The organism is Amycolatopsis sp. NPDC051716 (genome assembly GCF_040681595.1).
Classification (GTDB): Bacteria; Actinomycetota; Actinomycetes; order Mycobacteriales; family Pseudonocardiaceae; genus Amycolatopsis.
Map to the genome: position 1 here is coordinate 272,367 of NZ_JBFAZA010000009.1, position 16,420 is coordinate 288,786.

At 73.8% G+C, this 16,420-nt stretch carries 21 protein-coding genes; 10 read left to right on the forward strand and 11 right to left on the reverse strand.

The window, feature by feature from the left end:
- Window positions 1–26: 26 nt before the first annotated feature.
- Both AB0M30_RS15250 and AB0M30_RS15255 read left to right on the forward strand, forming a co-directional pair.
- Window positions 27–845 carry a hypothetical protein gene (locus tag AB0M30_RS15250; protein WP_364584429.1) on the forward strand — a complete coding sequence of 273 codons (819 nt, stop codon included), beginning with the start codon at window positions 27–29 and terminating at the stop codon, window positions 843–845.
- Window positions 846–1,265: 420 nt separating this feature from the next.
- Entirely contained in the window at window positions 1,266–2,042 is a 777-nt protein-coding gene (locus AB0M30_RS15255) for a sugar phosphate isomerase/epimerase family protein (protein ID WP_364584431.1), read from the forward strand.
- Here AB0M30_RS15255 and AB0M30_RS15260 read toward each other — a convergent pair.
- The 3 genes from AB0M30_RS15260 to AB0M30_RS15270 all read right to left on the reverse strand — a co-directional run bounded on the left by AB0M30_RS15260 (window position 2,026) and on the right by AB0M30_RS15270 (window position 4,251).
- A complete protein-coding gene (locus AB0M30_RS15260) occupies window positions 2,026–2,898 on the reverse strand; it encodes an NADP-dependent oxidoreductase (RefSeq protein WP_364584433.1) in 873 nt (290 codons plus the stop codon). The genes AB0M30_RS15255 and AB0M30_RS15260 overlap by 17 nt on opposite strands.
- Before the next feature lies 1 nt (window position 2,899).
- The gene (locus tag AB0M30_RS15265) at window positions 2,900–3,490 is read right to left on the reverse strand and encodes an HD domain-containing protein (RefSeq protein ID WP_364584435.1); all 591 of its coding nucleotides are present in this window, start codon (window positions 3,488–3,490) and stop codon (window positions 2,900–2,902) included.
- Window positions 3,491–3,591: 101 nt separating this feature from the next.
- Window positions 3,592–4,251 (reverse strand): lytic polysaccharide monooxygenase, encoded by a 660-nt coding sequence (locus AB0M30_RS15270; RefSeq protein WP_364584436.1) that lies wholly within the window; start codon window positions 4,249–4,251, stop codon window positions 3,592–3,594.
- Window positions 4,252–4,645: 394 nt separating this feature from the next.
- Between AB0M30_RS15270 and AB0M30_RS15275 the strand changes: the two genes are divergently transcribed.
- Window positions 4,646–4,948 (forward strand): hypothetical protein, encoded by a 303-nt coding sequence (locus AB0M30_RS15275; protein ID WP_364584438.1) that lies wholly within the window; start codon window positions 4,646–4,648, stop codon window positions 4,946–4,948.
- Window positions 4,949–5,177: 229 nt separating this feature from the next.
- Here AB0M30_RS15275 and AB0M30_RS15280 read toward each other — a convergent pair whose 3' ends face one another.
- The 6 genes from AB0M30_RS15280 to AB0M30_RS15305 all read right to left on the reverse strand — a co-directional run bounded on the left by AB0M30_RS15280 (window position 5,178) and on the right by AB0M30_RS15305 (window position 9,342).
- Window positions 5,178–5,984, reverse strand: coding sequence for an MBL fold metallo-hydrolase (locus tag AB0M30_RS15280; RefSeq protein ID WP_364584439.1), 807 nt, complete (start codon window positions 5,982–5,984; stop codon window positions 5,178–5,180).
- An 83-nt stretch (window positions 5,985–6,067) separates the two neighbouring features.
- On the reverse strand, window positions 6,068–6,679 hold the full coding sequence (locus AB0M30_RS15285) for a DUF3618 domain-containing protein (protein WP_364584441.1): 612 nt from the start codon (window positions 6,677–6,679) through the stop codon (window positions 6,068–6,070).
- On the reverse strand, window positions 6,676–7,104 hold the full coding sequence (locus tag AB0M30_RS15290; RefSeq protein ID WP_364584442.1) for a phage holin family protein: 429 nt from the start codon (window positions 7,102–7,104) through the stop codon (window positions 6,676–6,678). The genes AB0M30_RS15285 and AB0M30_RS15290 overlap by 4 nt, the downstream gene beginning before the upstream one ends.
- The gene (locus tag AB0M30_RS15295; protein ID WP_364584444.1) at window positions 7,104–7,964 is read right to left on the reverse strand and encodes a hypothetical protein; all 861 of its coding nucleotides are present in this window, start codon (window positions 7,962–7,964) and stop codon (window positions 7,104–7,106) included. Before AB0M30_RS15295 ends, AB0M30_RS15290 begins: the two co-directional genes overlap by 1 nt.
- 89 nt (window positions 7,965–8,053) lie before the next feature.
- A complete protein-coding gene (locus tag AB0M30_RS15300; protein ID WP_364584446.1) occupies window positions 8,054–8,869 on the reverse strand; it encodes a MerR family transcriptional regulator in 816 nt (271 codons plus the stop codon).
- Between the two features lie 8 nt (window positions 8,870–8,877).
- Window positions 8,878–9,342 (reverse strand): SRPBCC family protein, encoded by a 465-nt coding sequence (locus AB0M30_RS15305; protein WP_364584447.1) that lies wholly within the window; start codon window positions 9,340–9,342, stop codon window positions 8,878–8,880.
- A gap of 113 nt (window positions 9,343–9,455) precedes the next feature.
- On the opposite strand from AB0M30_RS15305, the gene AB0M30_RS15310 reads away from it, so the two are divergent.
- Genes AB0M30_RS15310 through AB0M30_RS15320 form a run of 3 tightly spaced genes read left to right on the forward strand, consistent with a single transcriptional unit; the run spans window position 9,456 to window position 11,404 of the window.
- Window positions 9,456–9,836 (forward strand): STAS domain-containing protein, encoded by a 381-nt coding sequence (locus AB0M30_RS15310; protein ID WP_013224984.1) that lies wholly within the window; start codon window positions 9,456–9,458, stop codon window positions 9,834–9,836.
- Between the two features lie 30 nt (window positions 9,837–9,866).
- Window positions 9,867–10,676 carry a nucleotidyltransferase family protein gene (locus AB0M30_RS15315; RefSeq protein ID WP_364584449.1) on the forward strand — a complete coding sequence of 270 codons (810 nt, stop codon included), beginning with the start codon at window positions 9,867–9,869 and terminating at the stop codon, window positions 10,674–10,676.
- Entirely contained in the window at window positions 10,673–11,404 is a 732-nt protein-coding gene (locus AB0M30_RS15320) for a metallophosphoesterase (protein WP_364584451.1), read from the forward strand. The genes AB0M30_RS15315 and AB0M30_RS15320 overlap by 4 nt, the downstream gene beginning before the upstream one ends.
- Before the next feature lie 137 nt (window positions 11,405–11,541).
- Here AB0M30_RS15320 and AB0M30_RS15325 read toward each other — a convergent pair whose 3' ends face one another.
- Entirely contained in the window at window positions 11,542–11,841 is a 300-nt protein-coding gene (locus AB0M30_RS15325) for a hypothetical protein (RefSeq protein WP_364584452.1), read from the reverse strand.
- 295 nt (window positions 11,842–12,136) lie between these two features.
- Window positions 12,137–12,745, reverse strand: a complete 609-nt coding sequence (locus tag AB0M30_RS15330; protein ID WP_364584454.1) for an SGNH/GDSL hydrolase family protein — start codon at window positions 12,743–12,745, stop codon at window positions 12,137–12,139.
- Here AB0M30_RS15330 and AB0M30_RS15335 point away from each other — a divergent pair.
- From AB0M30_RS15335 to AB0M30_RS15350, 4 genes are all read left to right on the forward strand, one after another.
- On the forward strand, window positions 12,736–13,632 hold the full coding sequence (locus AB0M30_RS15335) for an alpha/beta fold hydrolase (protein ID WP_364584456.1): 897 nt from the start codon (window positions 12,736–12,738) through the stop codon (window positions 13,630–13,632). The two genes, AB0M30_RS15330 and AB0M30_RS15335, sit on opposite strands and share 10 nt — an antisense overlap.
- Before the next feature lie 82 nt (window positions 13,633–13,714).
- Entirely contained in the window at window positions 13,715–14,677 is a 963-nt protein-coding gene (locus tag AB0M30_RS15340) for a zinc-binding dehydrogenase (protein WP_364584458.1), read from the forward strand.
- 112 nt (window positions 14,678–14,789) lie between these two features.
- Entirely contained in the window at window positions 14,790–15,542 is a 753-nt protein-coding gene (locus AB0M30_RS15345; protein ID WP_103337837.1) for an SDR family oxidoreductase, read from the forward strand.
- Window positions 15,539–16,309: an SDR family oxidoreductase gene (locus AB0M30_RS15350; protein ID WP_364584460.1), complete on the forward strand. Its 771-nt coding sequence runs from the start codon at window positions 15,539–15,541 to the stop codon at window positions 16,307–16,309. Before AB0M30_RS15345 ends, AB0M30_RS15350 begins: the two co-directional genes overlap by 4 nt.
- The last annotated feature ends 111 nt before the right edge of the window (window positions 16,310–16,420 follow it).

Consider the following 16,420-nt stretch of genomic DNA (forward strand, 5'->3'; position numbering starts at 1 on the left):
TGCTGCGACGAGTGAGAGGTGATCACATGAGCCAGGGCGACGCCCCGGTCGGGCGATCGGTGAAGACGGCGGCGGCCGGCGTACGGGATCTCGCCGCGGAGGCCGCGCGGGTGGGGGCGGCCGCGGCCGCGCGGGCGGTCGAAATCACCGATCGGAAGCTGGCCGAAGGCAAGGACGAATTGACGAAGGTCGGTCGTGCGGCGACCAAGGACCTCGACAAGAGCACCCGATCGTCCCGCCGTGACGTGCTGACGAACTCCGGCGCGGCCCGCGACGAGGTCCTGGCCCGCGCGACGAAGCTGCGCGACCCGGGCCGCAAGGCGGCCCAGGCGGTGGCGACGGTGGTGAGTTCGGCGGGCGAGTCCGGCCGGAAGCGGCGGAAGGCCGTGGCCACGGCGAAGCGCGACTTGGCGGTGGCGCTCCAGGAGGCCAAGAGCGTGGCCCGCGGAGAGCGCACCAAGCGCGCCCGCTGGCCGTGGCTGCTGGCACTGGGCGCGGTGGCGGCGGCGGTCGTCGCGGTGGTCAAGGTCCGGCGGCCGAACCCGCTGGCCGAGAACGCTCCGGCCCAGAAGCCGGCACCGCAGCCGACGGCGACCACGGCGGACAAGCCGGCCGGAACGACGGCGGACAAGCCGGCGACCCAGCCGGCCGGGACTGCCGGGACCGCAGGGACCGCGGCGGACAAGCCGGCGGCGGCCGCACCCAAGCCGGCGACCCCGGCTTCGCAGCCGGCGGCCAAGCCGGCCCCGGCGCCGGGTGAGAAGCCCGCGCAGCAGGCGGCCAAGGCCGCCGACGGCGCGAACGGCCGTGCGCCCGCGGGGCGCGGCCAGAACAAGGCCCACTAGGCCCCGCGCCGGTGCCCGCGCCCGAGGTGATCACGGGCGCGGGCACCGGCATGCCCGGAAGCGGCGGGGTGCGAACGGCCGCGCTTGCGGGTGAAGGTGGAGTAAGGCGCGCTGAGTCGGCGTGCCGGGCGAGCGGCCTGCGGGTGAGGGGCGGGCGCGCTGAGGCGGCGGGCCGGGCGAACGGCCGCCTGCGGGCGAAGAGCAGAGCCAGGCCCACGGAAGTCGGCGTACCCGTCCTGCCGACCCCGCGAACCACCGCCCGCGGGCCGAGACAGAGCGAGGCTTCCTGCCCCTGCGCCCGCCGCGGGCAAGCGCCCACCGGCCCGGCACCGCGACCGCGAGCCACCGCCGCCCAGCCGCCATCCCCACCCACCCTGAAAGCGCTTACAATCGCCCCGAACCAAATCGGGGAGGTCATCGATGGACCGGCAGTTCGCGGTGAGCACGCTGGGCATGCCGGGCATCCCGGTCCGCGAAGCCGCCCGCACCGCACGCGCCCACGGCTGCACCGGCCTCGAACTGCGCGTGCACCCCGACGAAGAAGTCCACCTGGGACTCCCCGCCACGGCCACCGGCTCCATCCGGGCGCTCCTGGAGAGCGAAGGCCTCGCCATCTCATGCCTCGCCGGGTACGCCAAAGTCGCCTCCCCGGGCGACGACCGGCCCGTGATCGACGAACTCCGCGCCCTGATCGCCCTCGCGCATCGCATCGGTGCGCCCGCGATCCGCGTCTTCCCCGGCGGTGACGGGGACGCGCAGCCCCGCATCGCCGCCGTTCTCGAGGAGCTGCGGGATGCCGGCGTTCGGTTGCTCGTCGAGACGCACGATTCGCACCCCACCGGGGCCGCCGCCCTGAGCCTCGTCGCCGGGTTCGGGGAACCGGGCCTGGCCGCCGTGCTGTGGGACGCCGTCCACCCCTGGGGCGCCGGTGAGGCACCGGCCGTCACCAAGGCGGTGCTCGGCCCCTACCTCGGCTACTTCCAGGTCAAGGACGTGGCGAGCCGGGAAACGCCGACGCCCGTCCCGCCGGGGGAGGGCGCCGTGCCGCTCGATGACTGCGGTGAGCTGCTGCGTTCGTGGTCCGGCTGGGTGTCACTCGAATGGGAAAAAGCCTGGTACCCGGATCTCGCACCCGTCGACGTCCCGCTGCGGGCCGCCGCGGCCTGGTACGGCCGGTACCTCACGCCACCCGGATGACCGTCCGGCCCCGCGCGCCGAACGCCGCCGGGGCTTCGGCCAGCGGGCGCACCGTGTCGATCCGCGGGCGGAGACGCCCGTCCCGGACCCGCTGGGCCAGGTCCGCGAGGCGGGCCCGGTCCGGCTCCACGACGAAGAAGATCCCGGGCCGGACGCGGGGCGGCTCGGCGATCGTGACGAGCGTGCCGCCGTCGCGCACCAGCTCGGCGGAACGGTCGAGGACCTCGCCGCCGAGGACGTCGAGCACCACGTCCACCGGGCCGATGTCCGGGGAGAGCGGGTCGAAGTACGCTTCCGCTCCCAGCCCGAGCACGGTGTCGCGGTCGGCGGCCCGGCCGGTGCCGAGCACGCGGGCGCCCGCCTCCCGTGCCAGCTGCACCGCGAGCGACCCGACGCTGCCGGCCGCGCCGTGGACGAGGACGGTTCGGCCCGCGGTGAGGCGGCCGTGGTCGAACAGCGCCTGCCACGCCGTCAGCCCGGAGATCGGCAGGGCCGCGGCCGTGACGTGGTCGACGTCGGCCGGCAGCGGTGCGAGGTTGCGCGCTTCGACCGCCGTGTATTCGGCCAGTGAGCCGTTCCGCGCCCAGTCGGCCATGCCGAAGACCCGCTGGCCGACGGTCAGGCCGGTGGTCCCGTAGCCGAGCTCCGCGACGACGCCCGACAGTTCGTGGCCCGGGACGCTCGGGGTCCGGTCCCGGCCGGCGCGGTCGGTCCAGGTGGCCGGCCAGGTCAGCTCGCCGGGGGTGAACCCGGCCGCGTGCACCCGCACGATGACGTCGTTCTCGGCGGCGTGGGGGTACGGCAGTTCGGTCAGGGCCGGGTCGGCGGACCGGTCGGCGACGGTGATGGCTTGCACGTCAGCTCTCCTCGAGCGGGTTGCGGGCCATGCGGGTGGCGAGGTCGTTGCGCATCGCGGCCGCGGCGGAGCTCTCCGGCTTGCGGGCCGCCTGGTCGCCGAAGCAGCGGAGGAACTCCGCCACCAGATCCAGCCGCGGATAGCGCTCGAGGACCTCAGCGCGCAGGTCCGCGGGCAGGTCCGCGACATCGCGCCCGGCGATGTCGGCCGCGGCGGCCCGCGACAGCAGGAACCCCTCGGGGTCCTCGGCCGGGTCGACCTCCGCCCGCATGTGCCGGACGATCACCTCCGCCAGCCGTGCGCGCCGCCCGGGCGGCCAGCCGGCGCCGGCGGCGAACACCCACGCCACGTGGCCGCCGGCCACCTCGAACGGCTTGGTGCGGCTGTCGAACTCCGGCGCGAGCCCGACGTCGTGCAGCATGGCCGCGACGAACAGCAGCTCGGGATCGAAGTCGACGTGGTGGACGCCGCCGAGCGCGACCGCCCAGGCGTACACCCGCATCGAATGGTTGAGCAGGGCCGGCGCCGAGTAGGCCGCCGCGACCTCGGTGGCGTGCCCGCACGCCGGGCCGCCGGGCAGGGTGAGTTCCATACCCCGAGCGTACGCCTTGCATTACGACCAATGCATGTAACGTAACTTACCCGCGGAGCCGGGCCGCGGGGATGCCCCGCGGCCCGGTGCGTGCAGCCCGGTCAGCGGCCGGAGAAGTTCACGTCACTGCAGAAGTAGTACGACTGGTCGAGGTGGCTCGCCTGCCAGATGGTGTAGACGATGTGCCGCCCCGTCCGGGTGCCCGCGTTCACCGCGACCTGGTACTGCCCGGCCTGGGCGTAGCGGCCCGTCTGGGCGACCAGTTCCAGGTTGCCCCAGCCCAGCGGCTGCGTGGCGGGGTCGAAGCCCTGCTTGGTGATGTACACCAGCAGGTAGTCGGCGCCGTGGTGGGCCTGGTCGGTGATGGTGAGGGTGAACCGGTTGTCCTTGTTCGCCATCTGCCACGCGCCGACCGTGTCGAGGGCGTTGTACCGGGGCGCCTGCGTGCGGCCGCCGCTGCACAGCGTTCCGTCGGGGATCGCCCCCTGGTGGTTGCCCTTGACGCCTTCGCGGTAGAGCCCGTTCCAGTTCCACATCGCGTTCGGGTCGGCTTGCCAGGCCTGCCAGCACATCGGGTCCTTCGTCGCCATGGCCGGATTCTGGAAGTCGCTGCCCCAGCGGTTCCAGCAGCCGTAGTTGCGCGACGGCGGGTCGGTGGCGGAGCCGTGGGCGTCGGCGACGCCGGTGAGCACGCCGCCCAGCAGCACGGCGGTCACCACCGTCACCAGCAGGGAAAGCAGGGTCTTGCGTCGGGGAACCACGCTGTCCTCCTTCGTCGGGGCCGGATTTGGGAGCGCTCCCAAGGTGGCGCCGGACGACCATACGCGGCGCCGCCCGCCACCGGCCACCGCCCGACCTCCGGGAACCGTTGTGGCGCATCGGTTTCCGGAACTGATCCGGACTGAACGATTACTGAACGGCGGAAGGGGCGCGGGCCTGGGCCGCCCGATCGGTCCCGGGCCGGGGACGCCCGGTGAACACGGGACCGGCCGGCTGCTCCGCACGGGTGCATCCGGAAAAATTCTCACCGGAGGGCGGCCGGAGCCGCCGGCTGGAGGTCCTTTGAGGACTTGAACCGATCTCCGTCCGGTGCTATACGAATAAGGGAACGCAGAACCTGGTGACATCGCGAGACGATCCGGGGAGTGAACGACGATGCCGGACAGGATCACCCGTGCGGCCGACGGGTTCGCCGAGCTGGTGCTGGCCGACCCCGCGTGGGTCCGGGCCGAGTTCGACGCGATCGTGGCCGCGAACTTCGAGCCGCCGCCACCGGTTCCCGCCACCCGCCGCCGTCCCGGTGCGCCCCGGCCGGTCGCCGTCCTCGGCGTGCCGCGGCGGCGACCGGGTGTCCGCCTGCTCGCCGCGAAGTGCCCACGGCGGGAGCGAGCCCCTCCGCGGCTTCGGACGGCGAACCGCACGGACCGAACCCCACTGACACCGAGGAAAGGGGAGTGATGCCGTGACGGCGTCCGGGTTTCCCCCGGCGCCGGTGTGCGCTGCCTGCCCCGGCAGCGGCCGGTGAGACCTCCGCGGACCCGGCCACCGCGCCTCCAGGCGCATCCCCGCGGCAGCGACGCCGGCGTGCCGGGCGCCGTCGAGTTCGCAGGACACGGACAACGGTTTCGACACGCTGGTTCCTCCGCGGGTCCCGGTGCCGCGCGCCGGCACCGGGACCGCGCCGGAATCACAGGGAAAGGAATTCGCCCCGCTGCAGCAGGTGCACCCGCGTCGGCGGCCGCCGACGCCGGACCTCCTCCAGGAAGTTCGACACCGGCGAGTGGAACAGGCCGTAGTCGTCGAAGTGCACCGGCACCGTGCGGCGGGGCTCCAGCAGGTTCAGCAGGTCCACCCCGCCGCGATGGTCGAGGGTGACCAGCACGCCGAACGCGCGCGTGCCGCCGAGGTGCACCACCGCGAGGTCGAGGCCGGGGAAGTGGTCCCGGATGACGCGGAGTTCGTCGTGCGGCACGGTGTCGCCGCTGACGTAGATCCGCAGCGGATCGGCCTCCGGCGTCGCGCGGTACTCCAGGACGCTGCCCATGACCGGCGGGAGCAGCCGCCGGGCCGGGCCCGGGGCGTGCCGCGCCGGGACGGACGTCACCGCCAGCCGCGCGTCGCCGTCCGAGAAGTTCTCCGTCGTCCACGTCGGCAACGGGAGCGGGGCGTGGAAACCCCGCCGCAGCAGGCGGGTGGCGGCGTGCCCGGTGGTGAGGATCGGGGTGTCGCGGGGGAGTTCCCGCGCGGCGATCCGGTCGAAGTGGTCGCCGTGCAGGTGGGACAGGATGACGGCGGTCAGCGGCGGCAGGTCCGCCGGCTGCAGCGCGGGTTCGGTGCGGCGCCGGGAAAACAGGCCCTGCCCGAAGTACGACCACTGGCCGCGGTGCAGGAAGTTCGGGTCGGTGAGCAGGGTGAACGGGCCCAGCCGGAGCACCGTGGTCGCGGTCCCGACGAACATCAGGGAGTCGCCACCGGGCGGATCGTACGCGGGCATCGGAGTCCTTCCCTGCTTTTCGGGGCCCGGATGACACGGGCCGGGGCGCGGCCGGGTGAAGCCGCGCCCCGGCACTCGCCGCCTCAGCCCTGCGAGCGCACGTTCTCCCGGGCTTCCTGGGCGCGGTCGGTGACGTCGCCGGTCGCGGACCGCGCTTCGTCCTTGACCGTGGACGCCGCGTCGACGGCTTCGGACCGCACCGACTCGGCCGCGTGCTGCGCGGGCTCGCGCAGGTTCTCCTGCAGTTCCTCCGCCGCGTGCTGGGCCACCGGCGCCACGTGCTCCTTGGCGAGGTCGGTCGCCTGGCCGGCGAGCCGGCGCTCCGGCTCGCTCGCGGGCAGCAGGGACGACACGAGCCAGCCGGCGCCGAAGGCGATCAGGCCGGCGGCCAGCGGGTTGCCCTGCGTGCCGCGGCGGATCGTCTGCGGCGCCTCGCTGACGGCGCCGGCGGCGGAATTCACCTTGTCCCCGGCGGCCGAGGCGACCGAACCCACCTTGTCGCCCGCCGTCGACGCGTGATCCGACGCGGTGCCCATGACGCGGTCGCGCGCGTGGCCCACCGCCGAGCGCATCCGGCCGATGCGGCGTTCGACGATCCGGCCCGGCGTCACCTTTTCGGTGAGGGCGTTCACGTCCGTGCTGAGACTGCGTTGCGTGCCTTCGATTTCGCGGCGGATGCGCTCCGGTTCGGTCATCGTCGTTCGCCTTTCAGTGCGTCGGGGACCTGCTGCAGGGTCTCGACGGTGCGTTCGGGTTTCGGGTTGATCCGGCGGACCTCGCGCCGGCCGGTCGCGTAGAGCACGGCGCCGGCGATCACCCACACGACCGCGACGATCAGCGCCGCCCACCCCGCGTCCATGACGTTCGTCAGCCCCTGCCACAGGGCGATCGAGAGGAACAGCACGACCATGTAGCCGGCGAACCCGGCGCCGCCGAGCATGCCCGCGCCCTTCGCGGCCTTGCCCGCCTCGGCCTTCACTTCGGCCTTCGCCAGCTCCACTTCCTGCCGCACCAGGGTGGAGAGGTCCTTCATGACGTTGGACATCAGCTCGCCGACCGAGGCGTCGGCGACGTCGACGGGTTCACCGGCGCGGGGCACGGGCCCGGGTGCCTGCGTCATCACGGCACCTGCCCCGGCCCGGAGAAGCGCGGGCTCGGCTGCGGCAGGGCGTCCGGCGGCTGCGGCGCGGTGTACCCACCGGGCCCCGCGCCCGGCCGGCTCGGCTGCGGGAGGCCGCCGCCCGGCTGCGGTGCGGCGTACCCGCCCGGGTGGCCCGGCTGCGGGAGACCGCCGGCCGGCTGGGGTGCGGGGTAGCCGCCCGGAGCCGCGTACCCGGCACTGCCCGGCTGCGGAAAGCCTTGCGGTGCGGTGTATCCGGCGTCGTCCGGCCGCGGCACGGGCGGGGTCGCGGCGGGGGCGGCGGGCGGCTGCGGAGCGCCCGCCTGCCCGTTCGGGGAGCTTTCTTCCTTCTGCTGCGCCACGACGCCGCGAGTGAGCCGCCCGACGAGGGCACCGGCGACGGCCGCGCCGACCAGGAACGTGCCGGGACGACGGCGGGCGAAGCGCCGCACCTCGTCCAGGAGCTCGCCGGGTTCGCGGTGCTCGAGCCAATCGGCGACCGACCGCGTCCGGTCGGACACCTGGCGCGCGACGTCGCCGGCGAGGCCGGGGGAATCGGTCTGCTGCGCCATCCGCTCGAGCTGACCCGCCAGCTGGTGGAGGCTCTCGGCGGCCTTCCGCTGGCCGTCCTTGGCTTGCGCCTGCAACTGTTCCCGGCCTTCGCGGACCAGGTCGCGCGCTTCCTGCTGGGCGTGCGCGGCCACGTGCTTCGCTTGGTCCGCCGCCGTTCGGGCGACTTCGCCGCCCCGGTCGGCGGCGGTGGAGGCCACCTCGCGGGCTTCGCCCTTGGCGGTTTCCGGCATCGACGGCGATCCGGGGGCGTGCTGCGGCGGTGACTGACCGCCGGGTCCCTGCGTCATCTCGACCTCCTGCGGGAGAGGCACTTCCGCGCCTACGTGGGTGCCGATGGCGACCACCGGCCTGGTAGGGCGGCTGGCTACCCGGGTGGTCAGGGGATAAACCGGAAGCCGGCGCGGCTCGTCGTCAGCAGCGAAACCGCGTCACGCAGGCTGTCCGGGCCCCCGGTCCCCGGTGGCCGGCCGGGCCCGGCCAGGACGAGCCGCGGCACCGGGAGCCCGCTCGGGGGAGTGACCGGGCGGCTGCTCCACAGCACGACCGCGGCCGGCCGGACGCGGTCGATCGCGTGCCGCAGCGCGGATTCCGGGATCGAAGCGCCCAGGAACAGCGCCTCGCGGCCGTGTTCGGCCAGCGCCGCGCGCAGGGCTTCCGAGGGCAGCGTGTGCCGGTCACCGTCCACACAGGCCAGGAGAACCGGGGGCCCGGCGCCGGTGGGCGTGGGAATCCGGTGCAGGGCCGCGGCGATCGCCCAGGACAGGCCGTGCACGAGGTCGATGCAGCGGTCGGCGTCCGGGCCGCAGAGGGCGGTCAGCGCCGGGCGGCAGAGTTCGTCCCAGGTGCCGAGGACGCCACGATCGGCGAGGTGCGCGTCGAGGAGCGCGGCGGCGGTGTCGATCTTCAGGCCGCGGACGGCGGCCAGCAGCGTGCCCACGTCGGTCGCGCTCGCCTGGAACGCCCGCGCGGCCGCGGCTTCCGGGCTGAGTCCCTGCCCGATCAGGTGCTTCATCCGGAGCAGCGCTTCGATGTCCGCCCGCCCGTAGTGGCGGTGGGTGCCGGTCTGCGGCGCCGACAGCGGGAGGTCGTACCGCCGGTGCCACGCGCGCAGCGTGGACGCGGGCAGGCCCAGCATGCGTGCGGCCGCCCCCGCCGTCCAGGTGACGGCGGGGGCGGCCGCGGGGCGGTCCACCGGCAGGCTCAGTTCCCGGGACGGGCGACGTCCCCGCGCCAAGCGCCGGTTTCGTGGCTGCCGCGTTCTTCGATGAACGTCTTGAACCGGCCGAGATCGGCCTTGACGCGGCGGTCCAGGATGCCGAGCTTGTCGGCGACGTTCTCGACGAACCCCTCCGGGTCGATGTCGAGCTGGGCGGTGACCCGGGTGTGCCGGTCGTCGAGGCGGTGGAACGTGACGACGCCCGCGTGGGTCGGGCCGGAGTCGGACTTCCAGGCGACGCGCTCGTCCGGGTGCTGCTCGGTGATCGTCGCGTCGAATTCGCGGGTCTGCCCGCCGACACTGATCTTCCAGTGGGTGTGGGTGTCGTCGAGCTGCAGGATCTCGTCGACGCCCTCCATGAACTGCGGGAAGGACTCGAACTGCGTCCACTGGTTGTAGGCGGTGGTGACGTCGGTCTCGACGTCGACGGATTCGGTGACGGTGCTCATCGAAGCCTGTCCTCTCTGCACGGGGTCGGTTTCTCTCCTCCCCGGTTACCCGGCAAATCGATGACAAAACGATGCAACCGATCTAAAGTCGGCAGCAGCGAAGGGAGCCCCCCGTGACCGATGACCGGCCGCCCGTACTGACGGTGCGCGTGCGCACCGTGCCCGAAGCCGTCGTCGTCGCGGCGGCCGGCGACCTGGACCTCGGCACCGCACCAGTGCTGCGCGCGCGGGCCAAGGCCGCACTTGCGGGCGCCCCGGGAGCGCTCATCGTGGACCTGGGCGCGATCACCTTCTGCGGCTCGGCGGGGCTGCAGGTGCTCGCCGAGCTCGTCACCGAGACCGCGGTCGCGGACCTGCCGTTCGCGGTGGTCGCCGACGGGCGCCCGGTGCTGCGCTCCCTGCAGGTCACCCGGCTGGACGGCACGCTCGCGCTGCACCCGACGGTCGACGGCGCCCGCGCCTGGATCCGCCAGCGGCCGGCGAACGGCGGTTAGGGCCGGCCCCGGCGCGGGTAATCCTCCGCCATGGAAGCGGAGGCGCTGCTGCAGAGCCTGACCCGCGTCGTGACCGCCCTCGACGGCACGGACATCCGGTTCGCCGTCGCCGGTGGCCTGGCCGTGTACGCCCGCGGCGGGCCGCCGTCGGACCACGACGTCGACCTGTTCCTCAAACCCGGCGACGCCGACCGGGCGGCGGAGGTGCTCACCGCCGCGGGCCTGCGCCGCGTGCACCCGCCGGAGGACTGGCTGACGAAGGTCTACGACGGCGACATCCTCGTGGACCTCATCCACGGCCCCAACCACCGGCCGGTGACCGACGAGCTGCTCGACCGCGCCGCGCTGATGCGGATCGGGTCCACCGCGGCGCCGGTCGTCTCCGGCACCGACCTGCTGGTGGACAAGCTGCTCGTGCTGAGCGCGCACCGGTGCGACTTCGCGCCGCTGCTCCAGATCGCCCGTGACCTGCGCGAACAGGTCGACTGGACCGACGTCGCCGTGCAGGTGTCGGCGTCCCCCTACGCCCGGGCGTTCCTGGCGCTGCTCGGCGACCTGGCCGTGATCGACCCGAAGGAGGCCCTCGTGCCCGAACCACCGCAGTACCTCGTCGCCCGGCTCAGCCGGGCCCTCGCCGAAGACCCCCGCACCGCCGAGCTCGGCGTGCACGTGACCGTGCGGGGCGAGCACGTCCACCTGAGCGGCGAAGTGATCTGCGCCGCGCGCAAGGAGGAGGTGGACGCCGTCGTCGGCGAGTACCTGACCGGGGAGCTGGTGCACAACGACATCCGGGTCGCCGACGTCCGCGAACCGGCGAGCGCGGAGGAGATCGGCCGATGAGGATCGCCGCGGTCGGGGACGTGCACCTGGGCGAGGACTCCCGCGGCCTGCTCCGGCCGGCCCTGGAGCACCTGGCGGGCACCGCCGACGTCCTGCTGCTGGCCGGGGACCTCACCCGGCACGGCACCATCGAGGAAGCCCGGGTGGTGGCCGACGAGCTCGCCGGGCTCGGCGTGCCGATCGCCGCGGTGCTCGGCAACCACGACCACCACAGCGACCTCGGGGAAATGATCTCGAACCTGCTCCGCGAGACCGGCGTCGAGGTGCTGGAGGGCGACGCGGTCCGCTTCGACCTGCCGGACGGCTCCCTGGGCGTCGCCGGGGTCAAGGGCTTCGGTGGCGGCTTCGCCGGCAAGTGCGCCAGCCGCTTCGGCGAGCGGGAGATGAAGGACTTCGTCGAGCACACGATGGCGTCGGCCGATTCGCTGCGCAAAGCGTTGCAAACCCTCGACACGGACGTCGTCGTCGCGTTGACGCACTACGCCCCGATCTCCGGCACCCTGCACGGCGAGCCACCCGAGATCCACCCGTTCCTCGGTTCGTACCTGCTCTGCGAGCCGATCGACGAGGTGGGCGCCGACCTGGCACTGCACGGCCACGCGCACTTCGGGTGCGAGCAGGGGGTGACGCCGGGCGGGGTGCGGGTGCGGAACGTGGCGCAGCCGGTGATCCGGAAGGCGTATGCGCTGTACGAGCTGCACCCGGCGGAGTTGTCCACGCGCCACTGACGCCCAGGGCGGGGGCCGGTGCCGGCTGTGATGACCGGGTTGCGGTCCCTGCCGGGCTACTTTGCGAGACTCACCGTCAGTGCCGTGACGGAGCCCAACAGGCTGAGCCAAGATGCCGATGGCAGCAGGTCGCTTCGCTAGTCGAGGTGTTCGTTATCGGCGTAACAAGCGCGGAGCTTGGGGATGAGTTCGGTGCGTCCGACTGCTTCGAGGGCGGCGGAGAAATACAGGAAGTTCTGACATTGATGCGCGGGGTAGGAGATGGCCGGCGCGCGGTCGGCCGCCGCCGGTGGGGACATCCAGGTCCATCGGTGGCGTTGCGAGACCCGGAAGAGGTTCCGTGCCGCCTTGCCGATCAGATTGATGGAATAGCTCTGAGGTTGCGAGGATGCTCTCCTCTGCGCCTTGAGTATCAGGGTGACAAGTATTCCGGGCATCGTGAAACCTCGGCGGAGTCGAATCGGGGAAAGTATCGATAACGCTTGCGGTCTTTGCTTTTCGGTCCGCCCCACGGTGGTGGGAGTCGCCGCGAGGCTGTCTCCTCGGTGGTCATCTGCAGCCCTCCGGGTGTATCGGCCTGCGCGGCGCCGGGCTGAACCGGCTGCCCGCGGTTTCGCCGGCTTACTTTCCCAGCAGCGTCCGCACCGCCGCCAGCTCCGCGCCCCCGCCCTCGACCGGCCACCTGACGAAGCCGATCTTGCCGGGCCCCGGTTAAAGCCGGGCAAAACCGGCTCAGGCGGCCAGCTGCGCGGCCGCGGCCAGGACGTGCGGCGCCAGGCCTTCGGCGATCACGCCGTAGCCGGCCGAAGACGGGTGGAACCGGTCGGCGGAGAAGAGCGCCGGGTCGGCGGCGAAGCGAGTGGCGAGTTCGGGGCCGGCGGTGGCCACGGCACCCCCGGCCCGGATGGCCGCTTCGGCCTGGGCTTGGGCGTAGTGACCGCTGGCCGCCGAGACCAGCTGCCGGTAGGGGCCCGGCACCCGCGCCACGATCCCCAGGTCGGGGGCCGGCACCACGATGACGCGGGCGCCGGCGCGGACCAGCCGCGCCACGGCGTCGTGCAGCTGGCGCGCGCCGACGGCGGGGGAGACGAACCCGGCGAGGTCGTTCGCGCCGATCACGATCAGCGCCAGGTCCACGCCCTCGCCCAGGGCGAGCGCGACCTGGCGGTCGAGGTCGGCCGAGCGAGCTCCGGGTACACCGAAGTTCCGCAGGCGCACGGTGTGGCCCGCCTCGCGGAGGCGGCGGGTGAGCCGCCGGCCGAGGGTGTCGTCCTCGCGAGTGCTGCCGACGCCCGCCGCCAGCGAGTCGCCGAGGACGCAGAATCCGAGTGGTGCGGTCATCACGGGGGTACAACGTGGCCACGCCGTCATTGTTTCCCGTCGAGCTGGAGGTCACGGTGACCAGAACCGTGCTCGTGCGCGTGGTGCTGGTGGCCATCGTGGTCGTGGTGCTGCTGCTGGCGGCCGTCTGGGTGGCCCAGCGGCGGCTGATCTACCTGCCGGACCGCCGGCCGGTGCCCGCGGCCGCGAGCGTGCTGCCCGGAACCTCGGAAACGATCGTTGAGGACGTCCGCCTCCGCACCGCCGACGGGCTGGAGCTGGGCGCCTGGTACCTGCGCCCGGCCGGCCGGGACCCGGCGGCGACGGTGCTGGTCGCGGGCGGCAACGGCGGCAACCGGGCCGGCCGGGCCCCGCTGGCCGCGAAGCTGGCGCAGGCGGGGCTGGCCGTGCTGGTGTTCGACTACCGCGGGTACGGCGGCAATCCGGGCGAGCCCACCGAGGACGGCCTGGCCCTCGACGTCCGCGCGGCCCGCCGCTTCCTCACCGAGGACCGGCGGGTGCCGCCCGGGCGCCTCGTCTACTTCGGCGAAAGCCTCGGCTCCGCCGTCGTCACGGAGCTGGCCCTCGAACACCCGCCGGCGGGCCTGCTGCTGCGGTCGCCGTTCGTCGACCTGGCCGCGGTCGGCGCGGAGCGCTACCCGTACCTGCCGGTGCGCCTGCTGCTGCGCGACCGCTTCCCGGTCAAGGAGCAGGCCGCCCGCCTCCACGTCCCGGTGGTGGTGGTCGTGGGCGGCCGGGACTCGATCGTCCCGCCCGCCCAGAGCCGCGAGGTGGCGGCCGCGGCGTCGGCCCGGCTGGTGGAAATCCCCGGTGCCGGCCACAACGACCCGATCCTGCTCGACGGCCCGGAGCTGGTCGAGGCGGTGACGTCGCTGGTGCCGCGCTGAGCCGAGGGCGCTGCCTGGTCCTGGCAGACCCAGGTCCGGCCGGACCTGGTCCGGTGCTCGCGGCCGCCGCAGGATCGGGGCCATGACGAACAGCATGAAGGCGGTCACCATCCCCGAGTTCGGCCCGGCCGAGGTCCTGCGGCTCGGCACCGTGGCGGTGCCGGAGCCCGGGCCGGGCGAGGTCTCGATCGACGTCGCCTACGCCGGCGCCAACTTCGCCGAGGTCCTCTACCGGCAGGGGGTCGTGGACGTCCCGCTGCCCTTCGTCCCGGGCATCGAGGTCTCCGGGCGGATCCGCGCGCTGGGCGAAGGCGTCGAGGGCCTGTCGGTGGGGGAGCCGGTCGCCGCGTTGACGATCGTGGCGAGCGGGGGCTACGCCGAGGTGGTCACCACCTCCGCCGCCCTGGTCGCCCCGCTGCCCGGAATCGGGCCGGCGGTGGCGGCAGCCGTTCCGTCCAACAGCACCACCGCCTTCCTCGTCCTCGAGCGCGTGGCCAGGCTGGCGCGCGGCGAACGCGTCCTGGTGCACGCCGCCGCCGGCGGGGTCGGCAGCCAGCTCGGCCAGGTCGCCCGCCTGCTCGGCGCCGGCCGGGTGGTCGGCACGGTCGGGAGCGAAGCGAAGATCGCCGCCGCGAAGGCGTTCGGCTACGACGAAGTCGTCCTGCGCGACGAGGTGGCCGGCACCGGCGAGTTCGACGTCGTGGTGGACATGGTCGGCGGCCCGGCGCGCCGCGCGAGCCTGGACCGGCTCGCGCCGATGGGACGCCTGGTGGTCATGGGCAACGCCTCGGGCGCCGAGGACGTCGGCGTCTCGGCCAACGAGCTGTGGTTCACCACCAAGACCGTGTCGGGGTTCAACCTCGCCGCGGTTTCCGCCGTGGCACCGGAAACGGTGGGTCAGGCGTTGCGCCGCGCCGTCGCGGCCGTCGCGGACGGCACCCTGCGCGTCGACGTCGAATCCCTGCCCCTGGCCGACGCGGTCACCGCGCACCGCCGCATCGAGTCGGGTTCGACGACCGGCAAGCTGGTGCTCCGCGTGCGGTGACCCGCGGGTGTGACGGGCGTCCGCCTTGAGACCTCGGCCGGATCGCGCATAATGGCCACTGACCGACTGCTTGGTATGTGCCGGGCACCACAGCCGAAGGAGACCGCCTGCCGTGAACTCGTTCAAGGACCGCGTCGCGATCGTCACCGGGGCCAGCCGGGGCATCGGCCTCGGGATCGCGAAGACGCTCGTCGAGCGCGGTGCCCGGGTCTGCCTCACCGCCCGCAAGCCGGAGGCCCTCGAAGAGGCCGTCAGCTCCCTCGGCGGCCCCGACGTCGCCATGTTCGTGGCGGGCAAGGCCGACGACACCGACCACCAGGACGAGACGGTCGCCAAGACGATCGAGACCTTCGGCCGGCTGGACTACCTGGTCAACAACACCGGCATCAACCCCGTCTACGGGCCCACGCTGGACATCGACCCGGCCGCCGCGGCGAAGATCCTCGGCGTCAACGTGCTCGCGCCGCTGGGCTGGACCAAGCGCGCCCGCGACGCGTGGATGGGGGAGCACGGCGGTGCCGTCGTCAACGTCGCCTCCGTCGCCGGCCTCGGCGCTTCGCCGGGCATCGGCATGTACGGCGTCAGCAAGGCGGCGCTGATCCGGCTGACCGTCGAGCTCGGCGCCGAGCTGGGGCCGAAGATCCGCGTCAACGCCGTCGCGCCGGCCGTGGTCAAGACGAAGTTCGCGACCGCGCTGTACGAGGGCCGCGAGGAGGAGGTCGCCGCGGCGTACCCGATGAAGCGGCTCGGCGTGCCGTCCGACATCGCGGGCGCGGTGGCGTTCCTGCTGTCCGACGACGCGGGCTGGATCACCGGCCAGACCGTGGTCCTCGACGGTGGCGTGACCCTCGGCGGTGGCCTGTGACCGGCGTCGTCGTCACCGGGGGCGGCGGCGGGATCGGCGCCGCGCTGGCTCGCCGCTTCGCGGCCGACGGCGCCCAGGTCGTGGTGGCCGACCTCGACGGGGACAAGGCCGCGGAGGTGGCGGCCGAAGTCGGCGGGACGGCGTTCGCCGGGGACGTGGCGAGCCTGGACGGCGTCACGAAGCTGATCGACAGCGCGCGTTCGACGCTCGGCGAGATCGACGTGTTCTGCGCGAACGCGGGCATCGCCCCCTTCGGCGGCGCGGAGAGCGGCGAGGACGTGTGGGCGCGCACGTGGGACGTCAACGTCATGTCGCACGTCCGCGCGGCGAACCTGCTGCTGCCGGCGTGGCTCGAACGCGGCCGGGGCCACTTCGTCGCGACGGTGTCGGCGGCCGGCCTGCTGACCAGCCTCGGCTCGGCGCCGTACTCGGTGACCAAGCACGGCGCGCTGGCGTTCGCCGAATGGCTGTCGGCGACCTACCGCCACCGCGGCATCACGGTGCAGGCGATCTGCCCGCAGGGCGTGCGCACGGCGATGCTGGAGAGCACCGGCACGGCCGGCCAGCTGCTGATGGGCGCCTCGGCGATCGAGCCGGAGCAGGTCGCCGACGCGCTGTTCGCGGCGATGGCGGAAAAGCGGTTCCTGGTGCTGCCGCACCCCGAGGTCGCGGGGTACTACGCGGCGCGGGCCACCGACACCGACCGGTGGCTCGGCGGGATGAACAAGTTGCAGCGCAAGGTCGAGGAGGCCGTCGGAGAGCTGTGAGCCCGGGTGCCTCCCGCTAGTGTCGCGCGTCCGAAGTTCAGTGACAGCGGCCCGGTCCCCGAGCGCCCCAATGTGGCCTTGGTTGCGTTGAACGCACCCAAGGCGGCCTTC